The sequence below is a fragment of the Pseudomonas canadensis genome (genome assembly GCF_030980095.1).
GTDB lineage: Bacteria > Pseudomonadota > Gammaproteobacteria > Pseudomonadales > Pseudomonadaceae > Aquipseudomonas > Aquipseudomonas canadensis.
On the sequence record NZ_CP133298.1, the window covers coordinates 2,879,116 to 2,900,891 of the forward strand.

Annotated in this window: 19 protein-coding genes; 11 read left to right on the forward strand and 8 right to left on the reverse strand. The window is 61.7% G+C overall.

Features of this window, described 5'->3' with window-relative positions; all coding sequences use genetic code 11:
- Nucleotides 1–75 precede the first annotated feature (75 nt).
- Entirely contained in the window at nucleotides 76–291 is a 216-nt protein-coding gene (locus RB216_RS13090; protein ID WP_003173733.1) for a TOBE domain-containing protein, read from the forward strand.
- 118 nt (nucleotides 292–409) lie between these two features.
- On the opposite strand, the gene RB216_RS13095 is transcribed toward RB216_RS13090, so the two are convergent.
- From RB216_RS13095 to RB216_RS13115, 5 genes are all read right to left on the reverse strand, one after another.
- The gene (locus RB216_RS13095; protein WP_068933502.1) at nucleotides 410–3,760 is read right to left on the reverse strand and encodes a hypothetical protein; all 3,351 of its coding nucleotides are present in this window, start codon (nucleotides 3,758–3,760) and stop codon (nucleotides 410–412) included.
- 87 nt (nucleotides 3,761–3,847) lie between these two features.
- A complete protein-coding gene (locus RB216_RS13100) occupies nucleotides 3,848–4,999 on the reverse strand; it encodes a MalY/PatB family protein (protein ID WP_308908799.1) in 1,152 nt (383 codons plus the stop codon).
- Nucleotides 5,000–5,058: 59 nt separating this feature from the next.
- The gene (locus RB216_RS13105; protein ID WP_122685218.1) at nucleotides 5,059–5,652 is read right to left on the reverse strand and encodes an FMN-dependent NADH-azoreductase; all 594 of its coding nucleotides are present in this window, start codon (nucleotides 5,650–5,652) and stop codon (nucleotides 5,059–5,061) included.
- Nucleotides 5,649–6,089 (reverse strand): GNAT family N-acetyltransferase, encoded by a 441-nt coding sequence (locus RB216_RS13110; RefSeq protein ID WP_028616024.1) that lies wholly within the window; start codon nucleotides 6,087–6,089, stop codon nucleotides 5,649–5,651. The genes RB216_RS13105 and RB216_RS13110 overlap by 4 nt, the downstream gene beginning before the upstream one ends.
- Before the next feature lie 768 nt (nucleotides 6,090–6,857).
- The gene (locus RB216_RS13115) at nucleotides 6,858–7,709 is read right to left on the reverse strand and encodes a LysR substrate-binding domain-containing protein (RefSeq protein WP_068933497.1); all 852 of its coding nucleotides are present in this window, start codon (nucleotides 7,707–7,709) and stop codon (nucleotides 6,858–6,860) included.
- Between the two features lie 244 nt (nucleotides 7,710–7,953).
- Between RB216_RS13115 and RB216_RS13120 the strand changes: the two genes are divergently transcribed.
- From RB216_RS13120 to metC, 10 genes are read left to right on the forward strand one after another with little or no spacing between them, the layout of a single operon-like run.
- Complete coding sequence (locus RB216_RS13120; protein WP_068933495.1) at nucleotides 7,954–8,775, forward strand: transporter substrate-binding domain-containing protein; 822 nt, start codon at nucleotides 7,954–7,956, stop codon at nucleotides 8,773–8,775.
- 1 nt (nucleotide 8,776) lies between these two features.
- Nucleotides 8,777–9,583, forward strand: a complete 807-nt coding sequence (locus RB216_RS13125; RefSeq protein ID WP_068933493.1) for a transporter substrate-binding domain-containing protein — start codon at nucleotides 8,777–8,779, stop codon at nucleotides 9,581–9,583.
- Nucleotides 9,576–10,997: an FAD-binding oxidoreductase gene (locus tag RB216_RS13130; RefSeq protein WP_068933492.1), complete on the forward strand. Its 1,422-nt coding sequence runs from the start codon at nucleotides 9,576–9,578 to the stop codon at nucleotides 10,995–10,997. Before RB216_RS13125 ends, RB216_RS13130 begins: the two co-directional genes overlap by 8 nt.
- Nucleotides 10,994–12,196 (forward strand): aminotransferase class I/II-fold pyridoxal phosphate-dependent enzyme, encoded by a 1,203-nt coding sequence (locus RB216_RS13135; RefSeq protein ID WP_068933490.1) that lies wholly within the window; start codon nucleotides 10,994–10,996, stop codon nucleotides 12,194–12,196. Before RB216_RS13130 ends, RB216_RS13135 begins: the two co-directional genes overlap by 4 nt.
- Complete coding sequence (locus RB216_RS13140; RefSeq protein WP_068933488.1) at nucleotides 12,193–12,918, forward strand: amino acid ABC transporter permease; 726 nt, start codon at nucleotides 12,193–12,195, stop codon at nucleotides 12,916–12,918. Before RB216_RS13135 ends, RB216_RS13140 begins: the two co-directional genes overlap by 4 nt.
- Nucleotides 12,908–13,591, forward strand: coding sequence for an amino acid ABC transporter permease (locus RB216_RS13145; RefSeq protein ID WP_068933485.1), 684 nt, complete (start codon nucleotides 12,908–12,910; stop codon nucleotides 13,589–13,591). The genes RB216_RS13140 and RB216_RS13145 overlap by 11 nt, the downstream gene beginning before the upstream one ends.
- A complete protein-coding gene (locus tag RB216_RS13150) occupies nucleotides 13,578–14,402 on the forward strand; it encodes an amino acid ABC transporter ATP-binding protein (RefSeq protein ID WP_068933484.1) in 825 nt (274 codons plus the stop codon). Before RB216_RS13145 ends, RB216_RS13150 begins: the two co-directional genes overlap by 14 nt.
- Before the next feature lie 16 nt (nucleotides 14,403–14,418).
- The gene (locus RB216_RS13155) at nucleotides 14,419–15,015 is read left to right on the forward strand and encodes a cysteine dioxygenase family protein (protein WP_068933482.1); all 597 of its coding nucleotides are present in this window, start codon (nucleotides 14,419–14,421) and stop codon (nucleotides 15,013–15,015) included.
- Entirely contained in the window at nucleotides 15,012–15,659 is a 648-nt protein-coding gene (locus RB216_RS13160; protein WP_068933480.1) for a glutathione S-transferase family protein, read from the forward strand. The genes RB216_RS13155 and RB216_RS13160 overlap by 4 nt, the downstream gene beginning before the upstream one ends.
- Nucleotides 15,660–15,686: 27 nt before the next feature.
- Nucleotides 15,687–18,386: a cystathionine beta-lyase gene (metC, locus tag RB216_RS13165; RefSeq protein WP_308908800.1), complete on the forward strand. Its 2,700-nt coding sequence runs from the start codon at nucleotides 15,687–15,689 to the stop codon at nucleotides 18,384–18,386.
- A gap of 43 nt (nucleotides 18,387–18,429) precedes the next feature.
- Here metC and RB216_RS13170 read toward each other — a convergent pair whose 3' ends face one another.
- The 3 genes from RB216_RS13170 to RB216_RS13180 all read right to left on the reverse strand — a co-directional run bounded on the left by RB216_RS13170 (nucleotide 18,430) and on the right by RB216_RS13180 (nucleotide 21,704).
- Nucleotides 18,430–19,506 carry a nucleoside hydrolase gene (locus tag RB216_RS13170; RefSeq protein WP_308908801.1) on the reverse strand — a complete coding sequence of 359 codons (1,077 nt, stop codon included), beginning with the start codon at nucleotides 19,504–19,506 and terminating at the stop codon, nucleotides 18,430–18,432.
- Between the two features lie 26 nt (nucleotides 19,507–19,532).
- Nucleotides 19,533–20,843 (reverse strand): MFS transporter, encoded by a 1,311-nt coding sequence (locus RB216_RS13175; protein ID WP_308908802.1) that lies wholly within the window; start codon nucleotides 20,841–20,843, stop codon nucleotides 19,533–19,535.
- Between the two features lie 228 nt (nucleotides 20,844–21,071).
- Nucleotides 21,072–21,704, reverse strand: a complete 633-nt coding sequence (locus RB216_RS13180; RefSeq protein ID WP_308908803.1) for an N-carbamoylsarcosine amidohydrolase — start codon at nucleotides 21,702–21,704, stop codon at nucleotides 21,072–21,074.
- Nucleotides 21,705–21,776 lie beyond the last annotated feature (72 nt).

The following is a 21,776-nucleotide window of genomic DNA, read 5'->3' on the forward strand; positions in this document are numbered from 1 at the left end:
TATTCGCGTCGATGGCGCATTTTGAGGGCCTGCGCATTCGTGCGGATTGACCCAACAGCCAAAAGGAAAGCCGACATGACCATTAAAGCGATCAACGTGCGCAACCAGTTCAAGGGCGTGATCAAGGAAATCCTGCTGGGGGAAGTGGTGTCGGAAATCGACGTGCAGACCGCGTCAGGCATTGTCACTTCGGTGATCACCACCCGCTCGGTGCGTGACTTGGAATTGAAAGTGGGCAGTGAAGTGATTGCCTTTGTGAAGTCCACCGAAGTGTCCATCGCCAAACTGTGAACCCAATCCCAATGTGGGAGCGGGCTTGCTCGCGAAAGCGCTATATCAGTGATGAATGTACCGACTGACACTCCGCATTCGCGAGCAAGCCCGCTCCCACATTTTGCTTTGCGTACACTCAGGCTATTTTCGGGCCTGAACCGCCGGGTGGATGAGGCTGCGGTCTTTCCGGCGGGGCATCGCTGGGCAGATTCTTCGGTTTCTCGTTCGGGTCTTTGTAATCCTTGTGCAAGCCCCCATCCAGCCGATTGCTCGACGAGCCGCCTTTTTGCGGGGTCTCGTCGAAGTGTTCCCATTCCGACTGCTGGAAACGGAAGATACTGTCGTCGGTCGGCGCGTCACGGCCACCGTAATGGTGGATCTCGTAGTGGGCGTATTCGACCTTGTCAGCCCAGTTGTCCTGCAATAGACCGTCGCCGGCCAGGTCGCGGTACCAGTCGTTTTCCTTCTCGGTAGCCTTCTGCTTTTTGTTGTGGTCGACGAAGTAGCCAATGATCCCGCCGACCACCGCCAACACCACACCCACCAGGAACAACGGCCCGGTCAACGCCGCCGCCGTGCCCGCGCCAAACAGCGCCGCAGCCCCCAGCACGCCCGCCGAGGCACCGAATGCACCGCCGGCCACTTGCAGGCCACCGGCCGCCTGGGCCAGGGGATCCTTATCCTTCACGCCGCTCTTGATCGCCAACGCGCCCAACACGATGTCGGCAAAGCCACCGGCAATGTCCGTGGCGGGGCCGAGTACCTTGATCACGGACCCGGCGATCTTCGCCGATTTGGACGCGCCCAGCTTGGCCGCGCCCGCAGCCGCGAGGCCGTCATCCAAGTGCGTGGCCAGGCCTTCGGTGGCCTCGGTGACGGCCTTGTCGCCGTCGCCGAACATCTTGGCGATGCCGTCGTATTGGCTGTCCGGCACAGCATCGAGGGCAGTGGCGATCTTGGATTTGACGTCGGAGGGCAATTCACTGACGCGAAACTCGAAGTTCGGCTCCTGCATGCCGGTCTTGCCCCAGATCTCAGGCAGCGTCTTGTCCAGCCCCAGAAAGTCCACCAGCCCACCTTTGCCCAGGGCTTCGCCGATCTTGTCGCCCAGGCGCACGAAGTGGCTGGAGCCGCCGGCAAAGCTCAGGAAGTCCTTGGCGATGGTCATGCGTTGCGCCGGGGTTTCACCGAGCTTGCCACCTTTGCCCACCAGTTGGTAAATCCCGGAGAACAGGCTCACACCGGCACCCAGGGAACCGAGGATGCCCTTGCTGTTGAGGGTGTTGAACACCTCGCCGAGCATGCCGCGATCGGCCACCGGAATGTAGGGTTTGCTCAAGGCGGTTTTCAGGTCGGCTTCGCTGATCGCACCGTTTTTCTGGTACACGGCACCCAGCTCTTCCAGGGCCTTGGTGACGGCGGCGGATTTTTCCTTGCCTTGCAGGCCCTCGTTGAGGAATTTTTCCAGGGTTTCCTGGGTGCGGCGCGGCAAGTCCAGCACGTTGCCCTTGAGCACGCCTTTGAGCAGGCCGAACAGGTCCTTGGTCGCCAGTTCCTTGTTCTCGTCGGAGATCTTGCTCGGGTCCGACAGGATCGCATTGAGGTCGGTGGTCAAACCATCGGCCTGGATGTTCTGCGCAGCTTTGCTCGCGGCTTCCGGGTCGAACAGCGACAACGACGTCAGGGTATCGCTGAGGTCTTTCTGCGCCTCGTAGGTCTTGCCCTGGCTCTGCAGGTCCTTGAGGTACAGCACGTAATCCGGGTTGGAAGTGAGGTCCAGCAGCTTCTGCTTGATCTCGTCCTTGTTCGGCAGCTTGTTGATCGCCTCGTCCATTTTCGACTTGTAGTCAGACTGCACGGTCGGGTCGTTGAACAGCTCGCCGATCTGCTTTTGCACGGCCTTGCCGTCGATGATGTCGTGCATGTCGGCCGAGGTCAGCTCGGTCTGCTTGTCATCAAACTCGCGCCAGGTGGTGTTGAACGGGCGCTTGGCCTCTTCGTAGCCGGTGATGCCGTGGCCGTTCTGATAGGCCGCCTGGGCTTCGAGGGCCCGGACCAGCTTGGCACGCGGGTCGTCTTTGGGGATCGAGCCGTTTTTCACGCCTTCACGGTAGGTGTCGATCAGTTGGGTGGTGGCCAACTCGCTGACGCTGAGGGTGGGCGACTTGTCGTCCTTCTCATCGGCATGCACGCCTGTGTCGAGGTTCAGCACATCCAGCTCATCGGCCTTGGGCAGGTTGTGCTTGGCGCGGGTGTCGTCCACCGAGCTGGCGCTCCAGGCTTCCCACTTGGCCGCCACGTCGTCGTAGAGCTGCGGGCTGAGTTCCTTGGAAACGATGACCTTGCCTTCGCTGGTTTCATAGCGGATCAGGCCGTCGCCCAGTTCATCCGGGGAGCCGAAGGTGATGTCGGTGTTCTTCAGGAAGTCATTCGGCCCGGCCAGCTTGTAGCCTTCGCCTTCGCTGGTGTGGATCTTGGCCCAGGTGTCATTGGCGGTGGCGACGCTTTTGAACAGCTCGGGGCTGACGTCGGCCGATACCACAACCTTGGTGCCGTCATGCAGTTCGTAGGTGAGGATGTTGTCTTTCTGGTCGTTGTTCCAGTTGAAATTCTTGTAATCGTTGAGGCCCGGCACCGGCGTATTGGCGTCGGCCAGCACTGCACCGTTGTTCAGCTCGCCTTCCACCACGGCTTTCTTGCCAGGGTCGGTGTAGACCTCGTGCAGGCCGGCCAGGTAGTCGAACAGTTTGGGGTTGTCGTCGCGGGCTACCACCATTTTTTGGCCATTGCTTTCGAAGCGGATCAGCCCCGGACCGACTTCATCGACCGGGCCAACCGCCGTGCCGCCGTAGGGTGGCCACACTTCATTGTCGCTGGCGCGCTTGTACCCGGCGTCTTCGCTGCTGGACAGGCCGGTGAAGCTGGCATAGGCGTCCTTGGCTTTCTGGAACGCCTCGGGGTTGTCGCGCTGGCTGATGACGACCTTGGTACCGTCCTGGGTCTCGTAGCGGATCACCCCCGGGCCGGTTTCATCGGGTGGGCCGAGGGATTTGTAGTCCGCGAGCTTCGCCGGGGCGCTGCCGTCGGCGCCGAGGCTCTGGTAGCCGGCATTCTGGCTGGCGACCACGCCGGAGAGGGATTTGAAGTCGGTACTGACCTGCTTGAACAACTCGGGGCTGTCTTGCTCGCTGACGATGACTTTCTTGCCGTCCTGGGTCTCATAACGAATCAGCCCCGGGCCGACTTCATCGGGTGGGCCGATGGCCTTGTAGTCGGCGAGGGCAGGAGGTGGTGTTGCATCCTTGGCGGCCAGTTCGTAGCCGTCCTTCTTACTGGCATCCAACCCGGACGGCGTCTTGTCGTGGGCCTCTACCTTCTTGTTATTGGCGCTGTTCTTGAGCAGCACATGGAACTGCGCGCCGGACTTGGGCGGCGTGCGGGGAAGGGCTTTGGGGTCGGACGAGCGATCGAGGGGCTGGGTCGTCATGCCATGGAACTCCTGCTGTAGCCGATTGTGGCGGTCGGCAAAAACAGTAACAGCAGGGGTTCGGCACTCGTTGCGAAAAGTTGTGAATTAGGCCTGACGGTTACGCAGGGCACGCTCCATGCGGTGCAGGCCTTCTTCCAGCATGGCCCGTGGGCAGCCGAAGTTCAGGCGCACGAATTGCTGGCTGTCGTCACCGAACTCGATACCGGCGCTCAAGCCGACCTTGGCTTGCTCCAGGAAGAACTGCTGCGGGTCATCCAGACCCAGGGCGCTGCAATCCAGCCAAGCCAGGTAGGTGCCTTGTGGCGCGTGCATCACCACACCAGGCAGGCGGGTTTGCACGGCGTCGAGCAGGTAGTCACGGTTGCTTTGCAGGTACTGCATCAGCGCGTCGAGCCAGTCACTGCACTGGCTGTAGGCCGCGCGGGTGGCTTCCAGGCCCAGGGGGCTGACGCTGTCGACCATGCCGCAACGGGCATTGTTGAAGCGCTCGCGGATCTCGGCGTTCTGGATCACCGCGAAGCAGGTCTTCAGGCCGGCGACGTTGTAGGCCTTGCTCGCCGACATCAGGGTAATGGTGCGCTGGGCGATCTCGGGGCTGAGGCTGGCGGTGGGAATGTGACGGCGGCCGTCGAAGCACAGTTCGGCATGGATCTCGTCGGAGATGATCAGCGCGCCGTGTTCCAGGCAGGCGTTGGCCACGGCCAGCAGTTCTTCGCGAGGGAAGACTTTGCCGATGGGGTTATGCGGGTTGCTCAGCAACAGCGCGCCAGCGCCGTTGAGCGCCTGGCGCATCGCGGGCATTGGCGTCAGGTATTCGCCGTTCAACAGCTTGAACGGTACTTCGATGCGTGGCAGGTTCCAGTGGCCCGGTGCCAGGCGGATCGGCCGGTAGTTGGGGGTTTGCAGCACCACAGGCTGGCCCGGCTGGACAAACGCGTGCAGCGCCATGTTGAAGCCGGGCTCGACGCCGGGCAGAAACAGCAGCTCATCCGGTTGCACACGCCAGGCGTACTTGGCCCACAGGTCGGCGATGATCGCCTCGCGCACATCCGGCCCGGCGACGCTGTAGCCCAGCACCTGCTGGTCGAGGCGCGCGTGCAGGGCTTGCAGGACGGCGGGCGGGGCGGCGATGTCCATGTCGGCGATCCACATCGGCAACACGTCTTGCGGGTAACGGTTCCACTTGGTGCTGCCGGTGCCGAGGCGGGGGTGGATCGTGTCGAAATCAAAGCTCATGGGGGGCTCGTATCAGGAAGTCAGGCGCAAGAATGGCGCTGATTCTAGCGCCATTATTTTTATAGGCCAGAGCTGATTGCGACCGCGAGTTGCCGGTGCGCTTGTTCCAGGGCGCGGTTGACCGCTTCTTCACCGCGCACCATGGCGGGGAGGTAGACGAAATCCACCGAGTGGATGCCCACCGTCGACAGGATAGCGGTCATGTACGGGGTCAGGAAGTCCGGCTCATGGCCCTTGCGGGCGTTTCCTGAACTGACCAGGACAAAGGTGCGCCGGTCCTGCAGCAAGCCGACTTTGGCGAACTGTTCATTCACCGTAAAACTGCGCTGGATGCGCACCACATGGTCGATCCAGGCCTTGAGTGCCGCCGGCACGGTGAAATTATGCACGGGGGTGCATAGGATCAGCAGGTCACAGGCTTCCAATTCGACGATCAACTGTTCCGAGAGTGCCGTGGCGCTGCTGGTGATTGCGCCGGGGGTGGTCAGCGCGTTGGCATATTCACGGGTCAAGGGCGGCAGTGCCTGGGCGCCGTAGTCACGCTCGGTCACCTCGGCGTCGGGGGCCAGGTCGCGCAACAAGGCGCGGGCCAGATTGAAGGTCTGCGCGGCTTTGCCGTGGGGGCTGAAACTGAGGAGCAGGGCGCGGGTCATTGGCTCAGGTCCTGGGAAAAGTGCATGCCCAGGGGCAACAGGCCCTGGCGGAAATAGAAGCGTTGGGCCAGGGCCATGTGCATGCCGGTGTCCAGTACCAGCCAGCGGTAGCCTCGGGCGCGGGTTTCTTCGCGTACGCGGTCCAGCAGTTGTTCGCCCAGGCGGCGTCGTTGTTGCGTGGCGTCTATCACCAGGTCATCTACGTAGATGAAGCGGCCATACAGGGTGTTTTCGGTCAAGCGATAGCCGGCCAGGCCTATTACCTTGCCGTGCTCTTTTGCTGCCAGCAGGTGATAGCCGTTTTGCCGTTGGCGGTGGATTTGTTCGGCGAATGCGGTGGCGTCGGTGAGGTGAGGGCGCAGTTGGTGCATGACTGGGAAGCTGGCGATGAGGTCGGCGTCGGATGCCAGGTGGACGAATTCGGTGTGGTCATTCATGGTGGGGGCTTTTGTGTGGTTAGTGATATGCCATTGTTGTGGGTATGGTTGGCTAGGGACAGGGGCATGATTGGACACTTGGGTTGGGGCATGTCCGATATTTGGGTAACGGCGGCTTATGGTTCCGCCCTTACGGCGGGTCACTTTTGAAAAGAGCCGGAAGCCGGCCCAGCCAAAAGTAACCAAAAGGCTCTTGCCCCAACACTCGGCACCTCGCCTAGGCTCGGTGTGCCGTAACGCAGGCTTGAATCCGTGGGCCGCCGCGACGGGCCATCCTTGGCCCAGCGCGGCTAACCCGGCGTCCTGCCGGGTTACTCACGGACTCAAGCCTGCGTTCGGCCAGCGTGTTTGACGGGGCGCCTAAGATCAAGATCAAAAGCGACTCGCTTCGCATCGTGGATACGCGGTCCTTGTAGGAGCCGGGGGGGATGCCTAGTTCTTGCCGGCGAAAAACGTGAGGCCGCCGCGTTTTGTCTGGTTCCCCCGCATCATCGTTGAAGACCATCGCCGGCAAGCCGGCTCCTACAGGACCGCGTTTGCCTTTGCTTTAGACCACTCAAGCCGGCTGCCAGGCTGCTGTGCTCTTGCTTTTGATTTTGATCTTAGGCGCCCCCCAAATCACTGTCGGATTACGGGCATACCGAGCCTAGGCGAGGTGCCGAGTGTTGGGGCAAGAGCGTTTTGGTTACTTTGCCGCTTTTGCAAAGTGACCCGCCGTAAGGGCGGAACCAATACCAGCCATCACCCAAATAACGGATATGCCCCCAATCACAACCCCTGACTCCCCCGAATCAAATCATAAGCCTTCCTGGCAATCGGATTCGCCGTATTCGGCCGAATCCAAAGGTAATACGTCACCTCCGGCAACCGCGGCAACCCATCCGTCTCCCCCAGCACCCGCATATCCGGCCCCAGCATCTCCATACTCCTCGGCGTCACCCCCAACCCCGCCCGGGTGGCCGCCTTGATCCCAATCAAATTCGAAGCCAGATACGCCTGCCGCCAAGGAATATTCGCCCGCTCCAACGCCTCCAACGCATAACGCCGATAAATGCTCGGCTCATCCACCAGAATCAGCGGCAACGGCTCGCTCGGCTGGTGAATATACTGAGCCGAACAAATCCACCACACCGGCGACGTGCGCAACGCAAACCCCTCAAGGTTCGGATCAGACCGCGTAGAAATCACCATATCCACCTTGCCCCGATGCAAGTCATCCATCAAAAACGGACTGCGCCCCACATCGATTTCCAACCGCAAACGCGGCGCCGAGCGAGCAATGTGGCTGAGAATCGGCGGCAAGATAGTGTCAGCAATATCGTGCGGTGAGCCAATGCGCAACACACCACTCAAGCTGCTCTCACGCAGCGAATTCAACGCATCGTCGTTCAACGACAGCATCTGCCGTGCATGACGCAGCAACTGCAAACCAGGCTCGGTCAGTTGCTTTTGCCGACCACGCTTCTCGAACAGACTGACCCCCACTTGCTGCTCCAGACGCTGCATATGCTGGGTCACGGACGATTGGGTGCGCGCCAGGTGCATGCCGGCGCCGGCGAAGCTGTGGTGGTCGACCACGGCAATAAAGGTACGCAGCAGTTCAAGATCAAGGGTCGACATGGCCGGCTCCAGAGGCGGTTTTTATATCAAGGTTGTGAAGTTAAACATTACAGATATTTATGTATTGATGAAGCGTAATTTTATAGAGTCCAACAAAACATGGTTTATGCCGTAAGTGAAGGTCGTGCGTATACGGCAAGTTATAACGATATGAGATATTTGCATTTCCGTTGCCCCCACACTCTCCCTAGCATGCCCCTCCATCAGGTCGGGGTACGCCGATCACTTGCCAGGGGGAAGTCCAATGAAGTTGAACAAATGGTTGCCGGTGGCCCTCGGGTCGATCATCGCGTTGGGCAGCAGCGTGGCGGCGCAGGCCGATGCGACCCTGGACAAGATCGAACAGCGTCATGTGTTGGTGGTGGGCGTGCTCTTGTCGGGCGGGCCATTCGGCAGCATTGATCCGACCACGCAAAAGCCCAAGGGCTTGAACGTCGACCTGGCCAATGAATTGGGGCGTCAACTCAAGGCTGAGGTGCAGCTGGTGCCGGTGCTGCCGGCCAACCGTGTGCAGTTCCTGCAACAGGGCAAGGTCGACCTGCTGATCGCCAATATGGAATGGACCGCCGAGCGCGGTGAGATCCTCGGTTTTGTGCCGACCCCGTTCTACCGGATCGGCGGCGCGGCGGCGGTGCTCAAGGACAGCAAGATTGCCCGCTGGGAAGACCTCAAGGATCAGCCCGTATGCACTTCGCAGGGCAGCAGCTACGTGAAGCCGCTGACTGAATTCGGCGCGCAGCTCAAGGCATTCAAGAGTTCTTCCGAATCCTTATTAGCCCTGCGCGGCAACAACTGCGTGGCGGCGGTGCACGACTCCACCCTGATCAATCCGCTGATCAATGACAGTCCCGAGTGGAAGGACTACCGCGTCATCACCCCGGAACTCAACCCGGCGCCTTCGGTGATCTGGACCCGTCGCGGTGAAAGCGATACCCAAGCCAAGCTCGATCCGATCGTCAAGGAACTGCACCGCAGCGGCTGGCTGATCGAAGCCCAGACCCGCAACCGCATAAGCCCTGCCTCGCCGGCGTTGGTGGAATTGCACCAACAGTTCAAGGGCGCCTGATATGCACTTCAAAACCTTCACCGCACTCGGCCTGGCCCTGTGCGCCGGCTTCGCTCACGCCGACGCCACCCTCGACAAGATCCAGCAACGCCACGCCATCAGCGTCGGGGTGATTCTCAGCGGCCCGCCGTTTGGCACCCTGGACCCCAAGACTGGTGAACACCTGGGCTACAACGTCGAACTGGCCAAGGGCATCGGCGAGGCGCTGGGTGTCGAGACCAAGACGGTTTCGGTGCTGGCGCCCAACCGCGTGCAGTTCCTGCAGCAAGGCAAGGTCGACATCCTGATCGCCAATATGCAGTTCACCGAAGAGCGCGCCGAGATCCTCGATTACGTGCCGACGCCGTATGAGGAAGTGGGCGGCGCGGCGTTGATCCGCAAGGGCGCTGGCATCAAGCAGTGGGCCGACCTCAAGGACAAGCCGGTGTGCGTGTCCCAGGGCAGCAACTTCATCAAACCGCTGCAAGAGAACTACGGCGCGCAGATCAAGGCGTTCCGCAGCCAGTCCGAGTCGCTGTTGTCACTGCGCGGCAATGGATGTGTGGCGGCGGTGCACGTCAGCCCGACCATGCATGCCTTGCTCAGTGATGCCGAATGGGAGGGCTATGAAATCCCATTGCCGGGCGATTTGATTCCGTCCAACTCGGTGATCTGGGTCCGCAAGGGCGAACACGACACCCAGGCCAAGCTCGATGCCATCGTGAAGGGCTGGCATAAAAGCGGTTTTCTGATCGCCCTCGGCGAGCGTACCGGCATGGCGCCGTCCCAGGCCCTGCGTGATCTGCATGAGCAATACAGCCATGAGTGATGCGCTGTTCGCCACCTTGCAACAGCTGCTCGGCGCAGACCATGTGCAAACCAGCGAGGCAGCGGCGCACTACCTGATCGACAAGCAGGGCAGCTACACCGGCCACGTGATTGCTGCAGTGCATCCGTCCAACACCGAGGAAGTGGCGGCGGTGGTGCGTGCCTGCGTGGCACTGAAGGCGCCGATCGTGGTGCAGGGCGGCAACACGGGCCTGATGGCCGGCGCAACACCGGATGCCAGCGGACGTTCGGTGCTGCTGTTGCTGGATCGCATGAACCGCGTGCGCACGGTCGATACCGACAACGACACCCTGACCGTCGAAGCGGGCTGCATCCTGCAAAATGTGCAGGATGCGGCCCGCGCAGCCGATCGCCTGTTTCCCCTGAGCCTCGGCGCCGAGGGCAGTTGCACCATTGGCGGCAACCTCGGCACCAATGCCGGCGGCACTGGCGTGCTGCGTTATGGCAATGCCCGCGAGCTGACTCTGGGCCTGGAAGTGGTGACCGCCGAAGGCGAGATCTGGCATGGCCTGCGCGCGTTGCGCAAGGACAACACCGGCTATGACCTGCGCGATTTGTACATCGGCAGCGAAGGCACACTCGGCATCATCACTGCCGCCACCTTGAAGCTGTTCCCGCTGCCCAAGGCCCAGGCGACGGCGTTGTTGGCGTTTGATGAGCTGGCGCAAGCCGTCGCTTTTCTGTCCCATGCCCGTGCGGGTTTTGGCGCGAACCTGACGGCGTTCGAATTACTGACCGCTGATTGCCTGGCTCTGTTGCGCGATCAGTTCCCGGAGGGCCCGCAACCGTTCAAGACCGCGAGCCAACCCTGGTTCGCCCTGATCGAACTCTCCGACAACCACGGCGAAAGCCATGCGCGCGAAGCCTTCGAAGCGGTGCTTGGCGAGGCCTTTGAAAGGCAACTGATCAGCGACGCCCTGATCGCCGAAAGCCTGGCGCAAAGCGACGCCCTGTGGTTGCTGCGCGAAAACATGAGCGAGGCGCAGAAGCGTGCAGGGCGCAATATGAAGCACGACATCTCGGTGCCGATTTCCCAGGTGGTGGCCTTCGTGGCCCATACCGATGCGTTGTTGCAACAGCATTTCCCCGGTGTGCGCAACTTCACTTTCGGCCACCTCGGTGACGGTAACCTGCATTACAACGTCGCTCACCCGCTGGATTCGACGGTGGACGCGCACATGGCGCACTACGCCGAACTCAGCGCTCTGGTGCACGACAGTGCCCACGCCCACGGCGGTTCGATCAGTGCCGAGCACGGCATCGGGCAACGCAAGGTCGGCCTGCTCAGCCGTTATAAAAGTCCGGTGGAGCTGGACCTGATGCGCCGTATCAAGCAGGCGCTGGATCCGCACAATCTGCTCAACCCCGGCAAAGTCCTTGAGGTACAGCCATGACCCTACGCCTGTCCCATCGCGTGCAGCGGGTGTCGCTGTCCGCCAACGCCGCCGCCAAATCCCGCGCCACTGAGTTGCGCGAGGCGGGACGCGATATTCTCGACCTCACCACGGGCGAGCCGGATTTCGACACGCCGGAACACATCAAGCAGGCCGCCTATAAGGCCATTGCTGGCGGCGCTACCAAGTACACGCCGACGCCGGGCGTGAAGGCCTTGCGCGTCGCGGTGCAGCGCAAGCTGGCCGAAGAGAACCACCTCGACTATCCGCTGGCGTCCATTGTGATCGCCAATGGCGCCAAGCAGATCATCTTTAATGCCTTTGCCGCTACTCTGGATGACGGCGACGAAGTCTTGGTGCCGACGCCGTACTGGCCGTCGTTCCCCGACAGCGTGCGCTTCAATGGCGGTGAGCCGGTGTTCATCGAATGCGGGCTGGAGCAGGGCTGCAAGCTGCTGCCGGCGCAGCTGGAACAGCACCTCACGGCACGCACGCGCTGGTTGATCCTCAATGGCCCCGGCAACCCCAGCGGCGCGGTTTACAGTGCCACCGAGTTGCGGGAGTTGGCCGATGTGTTGCGTCGCCACCCGCAAGTGCTGATCCTGCTCGATGAGCTCTACGAACACATCCGCTTCGACGGTCGCCCGGCGCAGAGTCTGCTGAACGTAGCTCCGGATTTGCTCGACCGTTGCCTGCTGGTGGGCGGCGTGTCCAAGACTTACGCGATGACTGGCTGGCGCATCGGCTTTGGTGCAGGGCCGAAAATCCTGACTGACGCTATCGCCGTGGTGCAATCCCAATCCACCTCTGGCGCGTCCTCTGTGGGCCAGGCCGCCGCGTTGGCAGCTTACAACGGCGGGCTGGATTTTCTTGCGGAGCACGTCGCGGCTTATCAATTGCGCCGTGACATCCTGGTGGAAACACTTAAAACCGTAAACGGCCTTGAAGTCCTCGAGCCCCAGGGCGGCTTCTTTGTCTTCGTGCGTTGCGCCGGGCTGCTGGGCCGCGTTCGCCCGGACGGCCAGCGCATCAACAACGACGATGACCTGGTGGCCTGGCTATTGGAAGAGGGCGTAGCCGGTGTGGCCGGGAGTGCCTATGGCCTGTCGCCGTGGTTCCGCCTGTCCATCGCCACCGCGACCGACAGCGTTGCCGAGGCTGGGCGGCGTATCGCAAGCGCCTGCGGAAAGTTGCAATGATGGAGCTTTTTGTCCATTGGGCTGCGGGTATTGGCCTCAACTACAACTTCCTGTTGGATGCCTATCAGCGCGGCACCCTGGTCCAGGGCGCGCTGACCACCGGCCTGCTGTGCCTGTTCACCATTATTGGCAGCCTGTTGGCGGGCATCACCCTGGCGGCGATGCTCACATCGGGCAACCCGTGGCTGGCCAAGCCGGCGCGGGTATTTGTCGAAGTCACCCGCAACACGCCAACCCTGGTGCAGCTGTACTGCGCGTTCCTGGTGCTGAACATGCTGCTGACCCAGGCGGTCGGCGCGGCCAACCCACTGACGCCGTTTGCCTGGGTGGTGATCGTGATCTCCCTGCACAAAGGTGCGTTTCATGCCGAGGCCTTGCGCGCCGGCATCGAAGCAGTGCCGGCGGTGACCCTGGAAGCTGCCAGTTCCCTGGCTTTCAGCAGCCGCCAGTTGCTGTGGAATGTGCAGTTGCCCCTGGCGCTGCGTTTTGCCTTGCCATCGCTGATCAACAACCTGATCGATCTGGTGAAGATGACCGCCGTGGCCTCCGCGATTGCGGTGGGCGACATCACCTACGCGGCCATCATGATCTGGACCCAGAGCGATAACGTGTTGGAACTGATGATCCTGATCCTGAGCTTTTTCGGCCTGCTGAGTTTTATCGTCAATTGTGTGGGGCGCTGGCTGGAAGCGCGCCTGAGGATGCCCGGCTATGGCCATTGATTCATTCCCGGTGTTGTCGGCGTTGCTGCAATGGTCGCCGGCACTGGTGGCCGGTTTCGGCCAGAACATCCTGATCAGCGTGGTGGCGATTGCCTTGGGCTCGGTGCTGGGTTTGTTGATCGGTGCGTTGGCCTTGTCGCCTCTGGGCTTTGTCGCGCGGCTGTGGGTGCAGGTGTTTCGCAATGCGCCGTGGCTGGTGTTGATCTATTTCACCACCTACGTGTTCCCGTTCGAGATCCACATCGGCAGCAGCTACGTGTCGTTTCCCGATTGGGTCAAGGTCACCATCGGCCTGGCGTTGCCGGCCAGCGCCAACGTGGCGGAGATCTTCCGTGGCGCCATCGGTTCGATCCCCAGCACCCAATGGGAAGCCGCGCGTTCGCTGGCGTTCACCCGTGGCCAGTTGTTTCGTTCGATCATCCTGCCGCAGTGCTTCAAGCGCATGTTGCCGCCGTGGATGAACCTGTACGCCGTGGTCACCATGGGCACCGCGCTGGCCTCGCTGGTGGGCGTGCACGACGTGATCGACACCGCGCAGATCGCCAGCAACACCGTGAACATGACCGGTTTTACCGTGGTGATCTACCTGAGCCTGCTGGTGCTGTTTTTTGCGTATTGCTACCCGATTTCCCGTCTCACCCAACACCTGGAGCGCCGTTATGCCTTCTATTGAACCCTTGGTGAGCCTGCGGGATGTGCACCTGTCGTTCGGCGCCAACCCGGTGCTCAAGGGCATCGACCTGGACGTGTTGCGCGGCCAGGCGGTATCGATCATCGGCCCGTCGGGGTCGGGCAAGTCGACGATCCTGCGCTGCATCACCGGTTTGCTGCAGCCCCAGCGCGGCAGCATCCGCGTGGGCCAGACTCAGGTCGATACCCTGGCCCAGGAAGCTCAGCGCATCGAGTTGCGCAAACGCGTCGGGTTTGTGTTCCAGCAGTACAACCTGTTCCCGCACTTGTCGGTGCTGGAAAACCTGGTGATCGCCCCGCGCAAGGTGCTGGGCCGCAACCGTGCCGACGCCGAGAAAGACGCCCGCGCATTGCTGGCCAAAGTGCGCATGGAGCACAAGGCCGATGCCTATCCCGGCCAACTGTCCGGTGGCCAGCAACAGCGCGTGGCGATTGCCCGCGCGTTGGCGATGCGCCCGGAGCTGATCCTGTTTGACGAAGTGACCTCGGCTCTCGACCCGGAAACCGTCGGCGAAGTGCTGACGGTGATCCGCGAGTTGACCGAGGAGGGCATGACCTGCGTGCTGGTCACCCATGAAATGCGCTTCGCCGAAGAGATCAGCGACGTGGTGTATTTCACCGAAAACGGCGTGATTGTCGAGCATGGCAGCGCCGCGCAGATCTTCCAGAACCCGACCAGCGAACGCACCCAGACGTTCCTGCGTCATGCCCTGGGCGACACGGGGCGTCGTGGCCCCATCGCCCACGACCCGTACCTGTTGACCAACTTGAGCCGTTACAGCCTGTCTGTCTGATAAGAGGAAATTCGTGATGAGTATCGAAAACCGTGCCGACGTGATCGAAGCGTTTTTGCAGCAGATCCGCGTCATCAATCAGCGTGGCGTAGACCGCGCGGCCTTGGATGAAATCGTTGGGCTGCTGGAAAACCTCGCCGAACGCCGCGACCTGTTCAACTTCGACGCATTCCCCGCGCCGGTGCCGGGGCAGGGCAGCACTGCGTTCCGCTATCGCCTGAACGATGACGGTGATACTCCGACCCTATACCTCAACTCGCTGTTGCCGGGCAAAAGCACGATCCCGCATAACCACGAGACCTGGGCGATCATCAGTGCCATCGAAGGCCAGGAGATCAACTACGTCTATGCGCGCAACGACGAAGGCCGCGAGCCGGGTTTCACCACCCTGAGCCTGGAAAAGGAAGTGATCGTGCAACCGGGCACGTCGATCTCGTTCCTCGGTGAGGACCTGCATGGCATCAAGGTGGAAGGCGAGCAGGCAACCTTGCACTTCCACTTGTATGGCTTGCCGTTGGAATCGCTGAACGGCCGGTATGGCGTGGAAGCCGATGGTCGCATCCTCAACTACAACGCCTCGCAGATGGCACCGTCGATCAAGGCCTACGCATGATCGACCTTTATTACTGGCCCACGGGCAATGGCTTGAAGGTCGGCATCCTGCTTGAAGAGCTGGGCGTGGAATACCGCCTGGTGCCGGTGAACATCCGCGCAGGCCAGCAAAAACAGGCGGACTTCCAGCGCATCAGCGCCAACGGGCGCATCCCGGCGATTGTCGACTATCGCCCTGACACACCGCTGAGCCTGTTCGAATCCGGCGCAATCCTCAATTACCTGGCCGACCGCGCCGGTCAGTTCTTGCCACCCGCGGGCACCGCCGAGCGGCAAAAGGTCCAGGAATGGTTGTTCTGGCAGGTGGGGCATATCACCCCGTATCTGAGCCAGTTGCAGTTGTTCAAGGAGAAGGCACCCGAGCCGATTGCGTTTGCCCTCGACCTGCTCAACACCGAAGCCACACGCTTGTATCGGGTGCTGGAACAGCGCCTGGCCGAAGTGGCGTATGTGGCCGGTGAGTACTCGGTGGCGGACATGGCGATCTTCCCGTGGATTCAACCGCAACGGCAGGGCCAGGACTTGGCGGACTACCCGAATATCCAGGCCTGGCGCGAGCGCATCAAGGCGCGGCCGGCGGTGCAGCGTGCCTATGCCAAGGGGCGCGAAGTGGCTGCGGGCGAACGTTCGTTGGCGTTGCAGTAACTCTTTTCTTCAATTGTTGGGACTTCCATGAGCCAGACCATCACCCCCAGTCAACTGCAGCAATGGCTGTTCGACGGGCAGGAAATCGCCCTGTTCGACGTGCGCGAACACGGCCAATACGGTGAAGCCCACCTGTTTCACGGGGTGAACCTGCCCTATAGCCGCCTGGAGTTGGAGGTACGCCGCCTGGCGCCCAATCCGCAGGTGCGCCTGGTGATTTACGACCAGGCAGGCGGTGACGTTGCAGCGCGCACCGCAGCGCGTTTGGAGGTGCTGGGCTATGGCCGTGTGCATGTCTTGGAAGGGGGCGCCGAAGGTTGGCAAGCGGCGGGTTTGCAGTTATTCGCCGGGGTGCACGTGCCATCCAAGGCGTTTGGCGAGTTGGTCGAAGAGGCCAGCCACACACCGCATGTGACTGCTCGGCAATTGGCGGACTGGCAAGCGCGCGGCGAACCGTTGGTGGTGTTGGACGGCCGGCCGTTCGATGAATACCGCAAGATGACCATCCCCGGTTCCATCTGCTGTCCCAACGGTGAACTGGGCTACCGCGTGCATGACCTGGTGCCGGATGACAGCACGCCCATCGTGGTCAACTGCGCCGGGCGCACCCGCAGCATCATCGGCGCACAGACCTTGATCAATCTGGGTCTGAAGAATCCGATCTATGCCTTGGAAAACGGCACCCAGGGCTGGTACCTGGAAGATTTGCAACTGGAACACGGCAGCACCCGGCGATATCCGGATCACGTCAGCAGCGATCTTGCCCAGCAGCGCCAGGCCGCGCAGCGACTGGCCGAGCGGGCAGGGGTGGTGACGGTGTCGGCGGATCAGGTGCGCCAGTGGGCCGATGACGCCCAACGTAGTCTGTTTCTGTGCGACGTGCGCACGGGTGAAGAGTTCGCCCTCGGCACATTGCCGGGTGCGCAACATACGCCTGGGGGGCAGTTGATCCAGTCCACCGACCTGTACATCGGCGTGCGCCAGGCGCGCATTGTGTTGGTGGACAGTGATGGTGTGCGTGCACCGATTGTTGCCAGTTGGCTGCGCCAGTTGGGGCATGAGGCGTATGTAGTGAACGGTGGGGTCGACAGCGACTTGGTGCTGCCGGTGTTGCAACCGGTGGCCTATGAGCCGCTGCCGTTGATCAGTGCCCAGGAGCTGGCCCTTGAATTGAACGATGTGAACCTGATCGACTTGCGCCCGAGCATGGCGTTTCGCAAAGGTCATATTGCAGGTTCGCGCTGGTCGATTCGTCCGCTGCTCAAAACCGACCATCGCCCGTTGGTGCTGGTGGCGGATGATCCTGCGTTGGCGGCCTTTGCTGCCGAAGGCCTGTCGGCACGATTGCTCGACGGCGGTTTTGCCGCCTGGGCCGCCGCAGGCCTGCCCGTGACTGAAGACGCGCAAAACCCGCCCGACGCGCAGTGCATCGACTTCCTGTTCTTCACCCACGACCGTCACAGCGGCAACAAGGATGCCGCGCGCCAGTACCTGGCCTGGGAAATCGGCCTGCTGGCGCAGATGAGCGCGGCGGAAATCGCCAGTCTCAAGCCGCTGGCCCCGCCGTCGCGCGTGCGCACTCGGCTGATACACGCGGCACGCACCGAAAAAGGCCATGGCAGCCGTGCAGTCAACGTGCCGATTACGCGCATCAGTACCGTGCTGTTCGACAACCTGGCGCAGATGCGCGACGCCCGCGCCCGCCGTGACAGCGAGCGGGTGCTGACCTACGGTGCACGCGGCAATCCAACCTCCCACGCTCTGGAGGATCTGGTCACCGAGCTGGAGGGAGGTTATCGCACGCGCCTCTACGGCACCGGCCTTGCTGCAGCGGCCCAGGTGTTCCTGGCCTACCTGCGCCCTGGCGATCACGTGCTGATCACTGACGCGGTGTATTCGCCGGTACGCAAATTAGCCCGTGAATTCTTGCAACCGTTTGGTGTTGAGGTCAGCTATTTCTCGCCGGATGGTCAGGGCCTGGAAGCCCAGCTGCAAGCCAATACCAAACTGGTCTACGCCGAAGTCCCGGGTTCGTTGCTCTACGAACTGTGCGACCTGCCCGCGATTGCCGCGTTGTGCAAACCGCGCAATATCCTGCTGGCCGTGGACAACACCTGGGGCTCGGGCTACCTGTATCGCCCGCTGGCGTTGGGCTCTGATATTTCCATCATGGCCCTCACCAAATACCTCGGCGGCCATAGCGACGTGATGATGGGCAGCGTGTGCACCACCCAGGCCGCGTGGCCGGCGCTGGGCCGGATGAGCGATACCTTCGGCAATGCCGTGAGTGCCGACGATGCCTACCTGATCCTGCGTGGTGCACGTACCCTGGCTTCGCGCCTGGATGTGCATGAGCGACAGGCGCTGGATGTCGCGCTGTGGTTGCAGGCGCAGCCTCAGGTCAAGCGCGTGTTCCATCCGGCGTTGCCTGGGCATCCCGGGCACGTGCTGTGGCGTCGCGATTTCACCGGCAGCAATGGCTTGCTCTCATTTGAATTGAACAGCACTGACCCGGCCTACCTGGAACGCTTTATCGACGGCCTGCAACTGTTCGGATTGGGCGCTTCATGGGGCGGCTATGAAAGCCTGGTGACTGTCGCCGATACCCAGGACCGCGACAGCGCGACGGACCGGGGGCTGAACCCGGTGGTGCGCCTGCATATCGGATTGGAAGATGTGGCGGCGCTGATCGAGGACCTGCAGCGCGGGTTTGCGCTAGCGGGTTGAGGCAGCAAAAGCGCTCCCACCTTGCGTGGGAGCGCTTGGCCGGTCAGTGCTTGACCGGCGTTGGCAAGGTCACCAGGTTGACGTAGCCATCCCAGAATTTCTTCTGGTCCACGCCGAACACCACCTTGGCTTTCTGCGTGCCCACAGGGGCGCCTTTCTGGTAGCCCAGTGCGCGGCCGTAGTCGGCGCCAAAGGTGGCATCCACATCCACCCACAGTTCCCGTGATTCGGTGACGATATCCGGATTGACCAGATACAGCGCCGGCAAGCTGTCCCAGGTAAAGCTGTGGTAGCTCGGGTCCTTGTCGAACAAGGGGCCGAACTCGTGCTTGTACAGATCGGCAATCGCGCCTTTCTGGGCAATCACGCGCTGGTACACCGTTTTGTCGAAGGTGACTTTCTCGCACACATCATTGGGGAAAATCACGTGTTCGATCGGCGAGCGCAACACGATCTTCGCGGCCTCCGGGTCGAACCACCAGTTGAATTCCGCCGCTGGCGTGGTGTTGCCCGGAATCTCCAGGGCACCGCCCATGTACACAATGCGCTTGATCAACGGCACGATATCCGGCGCCGAACGAATCGCCAGGGCGATGTTGGTCAGCGGCCCCACGGCCAGAATCGTTACCTGGTGCGGGTTGGCGCGCACGCTGTCGACGATGAACTGCGCGGCGGTTTCCTTGCGCAATTGGGAGTGTGTCGCCAGGCCATCGGGTGGCGCGATCAACTGCTTGGGCGAGGTAGGGCGGGGGGTCTTGAATGCCCCCGGCCAGCCGGAGCCGAACAGCGCCTTTTCCGCCTCGTAGGTGGCGTAGTCATGCAGCAGCGGGTAGGCGGCGCCGGAGTAGACGCCGACCTCTTTCTCCACGCCCATGCGTTCCACGGCCTTTAGTGCATCGACCTGCTCCTGGTCGACCCAGGCGTTGCCGCTGACCAGGGTCATGCCCAGCAGTTCGATGCGTTTTTGCGCGTGGAGCTGGGCGAGCATGATGAAGGCCTGGCCGTCATCGTTGAGCACGTTGAAGTCGGTATCAAAGATGACTTTCTCCGCGGCCTGGGCGGTGCCGGCACACAGGGCGACGGCAACAAGCAGTGCGCAGCTTTTCAGGAAACCTTGCATGGTGATTCATCCGAAAATTATTGTTGTTAACGGTTCACCAGTTTCGCCGGCAAGGCGATGACCAGGAAGCTGCTGAGGATCAGGCAGCCGGCGAAAAACCACAAGGCACCCGCGCTGCTGCCTGTGACGTCGATCGCAACGCCCATCAACGAGTTGCTCACCAAGCCTGCGATATTCGCCACCGAACAGGCCAAAGCAAAGCCGGTGGCCGCCGCGGTGCCTTTGAGAAAGGTCGCCGGCAGGCTGAAGAACACCGGCACCGCGCCGATGATCGCCGCCGAAGCAATCGCAAACAGCGCTACCGTGGCCGCCACGTTATGGGTGAAGAACGTGCTCGTGGCCATGGCCGCCGCGCCGATGAAAAACGGCACGATGATGTGCCAGCGGCGTTCGCGGTGCTTGTCGGAGCTGGCGCCGATCAGCAGCATGCCGAGCAGGGCGGCGACGCTCGGTAGTGCAGTGAGCACGCCGATATGGAAGGTGTCGGTGACCCCGGCGTTGCGGATGAACGTCGGCATCCAGAAGCCCATGGCGTAGGCGCTGAGCAGGATCGAGAAGTCGATACCGCCAAGCATCCAGACCTTGAGGTTGAAGAAGCCGTCACGGAAACTCTGCTTGCTGGCGGAGCCATCGGCGTCGTCCTTGCGCAGTTCGGTTTCCAGCAGGGCTTTTTCCTCGTCCGACAGCCATTTGGCTTGCTGGTAGGTGTTGGGCAAGGCCCAGAAGGTCAGCACGCCAAGCAGTACGCTCGGCACTGCTTCGATCAGGAACAGCCACTGCCAGCCACGCAGGCCGCCGACATGGTCGAAGTGGCCCATGATCCAGCCGGACAGCGGGCCGCCGATCACGCTGGAGAGCGGCAGGCCGATCATGAACAACGCAATGATGCGCCCGCGTCGGTGGGTGGGAAACCAGGTGGTCAGGTAGTACAGCACGCCCGGCAGAAAGCCCGCCTCGGCGGCGCCGAGCAGGAAACGCAGGATGTAGAACTGGGTCGTGGAGGTGACCAGCATGGTGCAGGCAGAGAGCAGGCCCCAAGTGATCATGATCCGCGCGATCCAGATCTTCGCGCCGACCCGCTCCAGAATCAGGTTGCTTGGGACCTCAAAGATGATATAGCCGACAAAGAACAGCCCGGCGCCGAGGCCGAACGCGGTTTCGCTGAACTGCAACTGGTCGAGCATCTGCAACTTGGCGAAGCCGATGTTGATGCGGTCCAGGTAGGCGGCCAGGTAGCAGAAGCACAGGAAGGGAATCAGCTTCCAGGTGATCTTGTGGTAAAGCGTGTTGACGGGGTCTGCGACCGTGGTCGCGGGCGCTGCATTCGCAATGGGCATTGGGTGTCTCCTGGCGGTGACTTATGGTTTTTATACAGCCGCTTTTGTTCCAGCACTTCGGAGTGCTGTAGAAGCGACTTCCAAAGGCAGTGTCAGAAGACTGAGTCGGTCCTGCTGGAGGTGATCAAGTGTGGGAGCGAGCAAGCCCGCTCCCACATTGGATTGCATTCCAAAGTGGACGCTCAGTTTTTTCAAGACCGTGCTCTTTGGCACGGTTCTCATGAATCCTTATTGCTCCCTGAACTTACGCATTGCCTCCTGCTTACTCACCACGTCGCCATACTTGCTGTCGATATCGAACAGGTTGGCCTCATGGGGCACCGGGTGTCGATCGCCGACGCATTCGCGCACGACGATGGTGCGAAACCCGTGCTGCACCGCATCCACCGCCGTGGCGCGGATGCAACCGCTGGTGGAACAGCCGGCCAGCACGACGGTGTCGATGCCCTGGGCATGCAGCATCGGCGCCAGGCTGCTGCCGAAAAACGCACTGGCGTACTGTTTGGTAATGACGACTTCCTCGGCCAGCGGCAACACCTCGGCACAGAAGGCCGCGAGTGGGTTGCCTTCGACCATGTCTTTCATCACCGGGGCTTTTTTCACCCAGATCCCGCCATCGACGAAATGGCCGGGATGGTAGCGGATATTGGTGTGGACTACCGCAATCCCGTGTTGGCGTGCGGTGGCGAGCAGCTCGACGCTTTGCGCCACGGCCGTGACCACGCCGGGCGCGAACAGCGGCGCGCCTTCGGTGGTGTAGCCCTGCATGAAGTCGATCATCAGCAGTGCGGCCTTTTTGCCAAAGCCGATGCGGTTGCCCCACACGCCCTGGTAGTTGGCGTCGGCGGATTGTTCACTCATCTTTCAACCCCTCATTCATGTCCGTCGTGAGCGCTCTTTTTTGTGGTGAGCGGGCTTGCCCCGCGCTGGGCT

Bases quoted from the DNA above. Each gene is read 5' to 3' on its own strand.
- RB216_RS13090 (WP_003173733.1), top strand. From the start codon at position 76: ATGACCATTAAAGCGATCAACGTGCGCAACCAGTTCAAGGGCGTGATC.
- RB216_RS13095 (WP_068933502.1), bottom strand. From the start codon at position 3,760: ATGACGACCCAGCCCCTCGATCGCTCGTCCGACCCCAAAGCCCTTCCC.
- RB216_RS13100 (WP_308908799.1), bottom strand. From the start codon at position 4,999: ATGAGCTTTGATTTCGACACGATCCACCCCCGCCTCGGCACCGGCAGC.
- RB216_RS13105 (WP_122685218.1), bottom strand. From the start codon at position 5,652: ATGACCCGCGCCCTGCTCCTCAGTTTCAGCCCCCACGGCAAAGCCGCG.
- RB216_RS13110 (WP_028616024.1), bottom strand. From the start codon at position 6,089: ATGAATGACCACACCGAATTCGTCCACCTGGCATCCGACGCCGACCTC.
- RB216_RS13115 (WP_068933497.1), bottom strand. From the start codon at position 7,709: ATGTCGACCCTTGATCTTGAACTGCTGCGTACCTTTATTGCCGTGGTC.
- RB216_RS13120 (WP_068933495.1), top strand. From the start codon at position 7,954: ATGAAGTTGAACAAATGGTTGCCGGTGGCCCTCGGGTCGATCATCGCG.
- RB216_RS13125 (WP_068933493.1), top strand. From the start codon at position 8,777: ATGCACTTCAAAACCTTCACCGCACTCGGCCTGGCCCTGTGCGCCGGC.
- RB216_RS13130 (WP_068933492.1), top strand. From the start codon at position 9,576: ATGAGTGATGCGCTGTTCGCCACCTTGCAACAGCTGCTCGGCGCAGAC.
- RB216_RS13135 (WP_068933490.1), top strand. From the start codon at position 10,994: ATGACCCTACGCCTGTCCCATCGCGTGCAGCGGGTGTCGCTGTCCGCC.
- RB216_RS13140 (WP_068933488.1), top strand. From the start codon at position 12,193: ATGATGGAGCTTTTTGTCCATTGGGCTGCGGGTATTGGCCTCAACTAC.
- RB216_RS13145 (WP_068933485.1), top strand. From the start codon at position 12,908: ATGGCCATTGATTCATTCCCGGTGTTGTCGGCGTTGCTGCAATGGTCG.
- RB216_RS13150 (WP_068933484.1), top strand. From the start codon at position 13,578: ATGCCTTCTATTGAACCCTTGGTGAGCCTGCGGGATGTGCACCTGTCG.
- RB216_RS13155 (WP_068933482.1), top strand. From the start codon at position 14,419: ATGAGTATCGAAAACCGTGCCGACGTGATCGAAGCGTTTTTGCAGCAG.
- RB216_RS13160 (WP_068933480.1), top strand. From the start codon at position 15,012: ATGATCGACCTTTATTACTGGCCCACGGGCAATGGCTTGAAGGTCGGC.
- metC (WP_308908800.1), top strand. From the start codon at position 15,687: ATGAGCCAGACCATCACCCCCAGTCAACTGCAGCAATGGCTGTTCGAC.
- RB216_RS13170 (WP_308908801.1), bottom strand. From the start codon at position 19,506: ATGCAAGGTTTCCTGAAAAGCTGCGCACTGCTTGTTGCCGTCGCCCTG.
- RB216_RS13175 (WP_308908802.1), bottom strand. From the start codon at position 20,843: ATGCCCATTGCGAATGCAGCGCCCGCGACCACGGTCGCAGACCCCGTC.
- RB216_RS13180 (WP_308908803.1), bottom strand. From the start codon at position 21,704: ATGAGTGAACAATCCGCCGACGCCAACTACCAGGGCGTGTGGGGCAAC.